This window comes from Aquidulcibacter sp., assembly GCF_044346625.1.
Classification (GTDB): domain Bacteria; phylum Pseudomonadota; class Alphaproteobacteria; order Caulobacterales; family Aquidulcibacteraceae; genus Aquidulcibacter.
The window spans coordinates 1-2,500 of the sequence record NZ_JBIIYV010000167.1; the positions used below are offsets into that span (position 1 = coordinate 1).

Below are 2,500 nucleotides of genomic sequence, written 5' to 3' on the forward strand. Positions count from 1 at the left end.
CAAAGAATTTGGTGGGTATAATGAGTAAGACCGTCCTAATCGTTGATGACGATCCGTCGCAGCGCCGCCTGTTACAGGGTGCCGTTGAACGTCAGGGCTTTGCAACGCGAACCGCCGAAGATGGCGCGCAGGCGATTGCGCAGGCCATGGACCCAGCCGTTGATGTCGTGCTCTTGGATCTGATCATGCCTGGTGTCTCGGGCATGGAGGCACTCGCCGCTATCCGCGCCAAACGCGATGATTTGCCCGTCGTTGTGCTGACCGCATCAGGGGGCATTGATACGGTTGTGAAAGCCATGCAGGCCGGCGCAACAGACTTCTTCGTCAAGCCAGCGAGCCCAGAGCGCGTGATGGTTTCTATTCGCAATGCGCTGAAAGTTGGCGAATTGTCGGGTGAAGTAAAGCGCCTCAAGAAGAAGGCTGCTGGCACCTTTACCTTTGGCGATATGGTTGCTGGGGCCTCGGCGATGCGCCAAGTGATCCGTTTGGGTCAACGTGCAGCCACTTCCAATATCCCGGTCCTAATCTTAGGCGAGAGCGGCGTTGGTAAAGAGGTCATCGCCCGCGCCATCCATGGCGAGAGCGAGCGTTCGGGCAGACCCATTATCGCGGTAAACTGCGGTGCCATACCAGAAAATCTGGTGGAAAGTATTCTGTTCGGGCATGAAAAAGGTGCCTTTACGGGCGCGCATGATCGCCATTTGGGTAAATTCCAAGAAGCTGACGGTGGGACGTTATTCCTCGACGAAGTCGGCGAATTGCCCCTCGACATACAGGTAAAGCTGCTTCGTGCGCTCCAAGAAAGCGAAGTCGATCCCGTCGGCTCAAAGCGGCCTGTCAAAGTGGATGTGCGCATCATTGCTGCCACGAACAAGGACTTGGCCAAATTGGTTGGGGAAGGTCGCTTCCGGGAAGACCTGTTCTACCGCTTGAACGTCTTCCCAGTTGATGCGCCACCGCTGCGCGAGCGCATGGAAGATATTCCCGCGCTGATCAAACATTTCGTCACCCGCATCAATGCTGAAGAGGGCAAGCGGGTCTTGGGTGCGACGCCACAGGCCTTGGCCATGCTGCAAAGCTTTGATTGGCCGGGCAATGTGCGCCAGCTTGAAAACACCGTCTTCCGGGCTGTGGTCTTGTGCGATGGCGACTTCTTGCAGCCAGAGGACTTCCCCCACGTTCAAGCTGCTTTGCCGCAATTTGTCTCCGAAGCGCCAACTCCTGAAACCGCAACACCGCCGACGACTGAGGTGGCAAGGGTATCAGGCGTGATAGACTTGCCAGCCTTGCCAGCCAATAGTGATCTGTTGGCAGCGGCGATGGAAGCGGGCAATGGCGTTGCTATCTTTGACCCTGCAGGTCATTTGCGCACGCTAGAGCAAATTGAACGCGATCTGATCGAATATGCCATCGACCTCTATGCCGGGCATATGACCGAAGTTGCCCGCCGCTTGGGCATTGGCCGTTCGACTCTCTACCGCAAGATCAAAGAATATGACTTGGAAGAGCATATGGCGCGCGCCGCAGGTTAGGCCAGCTGCATCACATAATTGCGCTTGGTTGTTAAGGTCTGGCGATAGCCAGATTTGGTGAGCGCGCCCATCAGGTCGCTTGCCCAATCCTTTTCGCTGCGCTCGACAATGAGCACGCGCGGCCAGAGGCTTTTCGCTGCTTCCTTAAAGAAGGGCAGGAGGGCGCGATCTTCATAGCCCTCAATGTCGATCTTGAGGGCGTCTATGCGCACTAAGCGAGCTTCTTCGATGATGTTGAGTAGAGGGCGGACGGCAACCTCCACTTGATCGGCCCCGCCGCCAACTGTGGCCAGCGACGCGCCGCCTTCATTGTCGCTGCCAACAGATAGCGTCATCACGCCGTTGGAATCGCCAGCGCCGCACGGAAAAATCTGTGCATTAAAGTCCGGATTTAGGGCAAAGTTGGCGCGTAAACGCGCCAAAACGCTCGGTTGAGGCTCAATGGCAACAATTCTTCCGCTGGGTCCAATGATTGGTCCGACCCACAGGGAATAGGCCCCCACATTTGCCCCCACATCGACAAAGACATCCCCGGCTTTCAGTTCGCGTTGCAACAGTTCGCGCTCTTCCAACTCAAAACGGGAAGGGGAGAACATGAGGCGCTTTTCGGTCACGTTGCGGCGGGGGTCGATACGGGTCTTGATGCCCCAGGTCAAAAGGTCTAGCGGGCCATCAAGTCCTGGAAAGATCAGTCTTTTTCCAATCGACGCGGCAAATTTGCTGAAAGGGCCTGGATCAAAACCGCGCGCTAGCGAGATGATGCGGCCCTGAAACGCCGACGGGGAAAAGGTGCCGAAAGGACTGACTTCGTTTAACATTGCCGTGAGTTGCCATGCGTTATCTGCATTTGCAAGGAAATAGCCGCACGAATTGACGTTACGTACCGCTTCCCCTCAGCCTCATCCCGGTCTAGTAAGGATTCACCGCGTTGTCCCAAGCTTGTTCCGGGATGCGCTCAGGGAGGAATA

The 2,500-nt window shown here is 56.3% G+C and carries 2 protein-coding genes; one reads left to right on the forward strand and one right to left on the reverse strand.

The window, feature by feature from the left end:
- Positions 1-20: 20 nt before the first annotated feature.
- Positions 21-1,532, forward strand: a complete 1,512-nt coding sequence (locus ACIQ20_RS16560) for a sigma-54-dependent transcriptional regulator (protein WP_395782267.1) — start codon at positions 21-23, stop codon at positions 1,530-1,532.
- Here the strand turns inward: ACIQ20_RS16560 and ACIQ20_RS16565 are convergent.
- The gene (locus ACIQ20_RS16565) at positions 1,529-2,350 is read right to left on the reverse strand and encodes an FkbM family methyltransferase (protein ID WP_395782265.1); all 822 of its coding nucleotides are present in this window, start codon (positions 2,348-2,350) and stop codon (positions 1,529-1,531) included. The genes ACIQ20_RS16560 and ACIQ20_RS16565 overlap by 4 nt on opposite strands.
- Between the last annotated feature and the right edge of the window lie 150 nt (positions 2,351-2,500).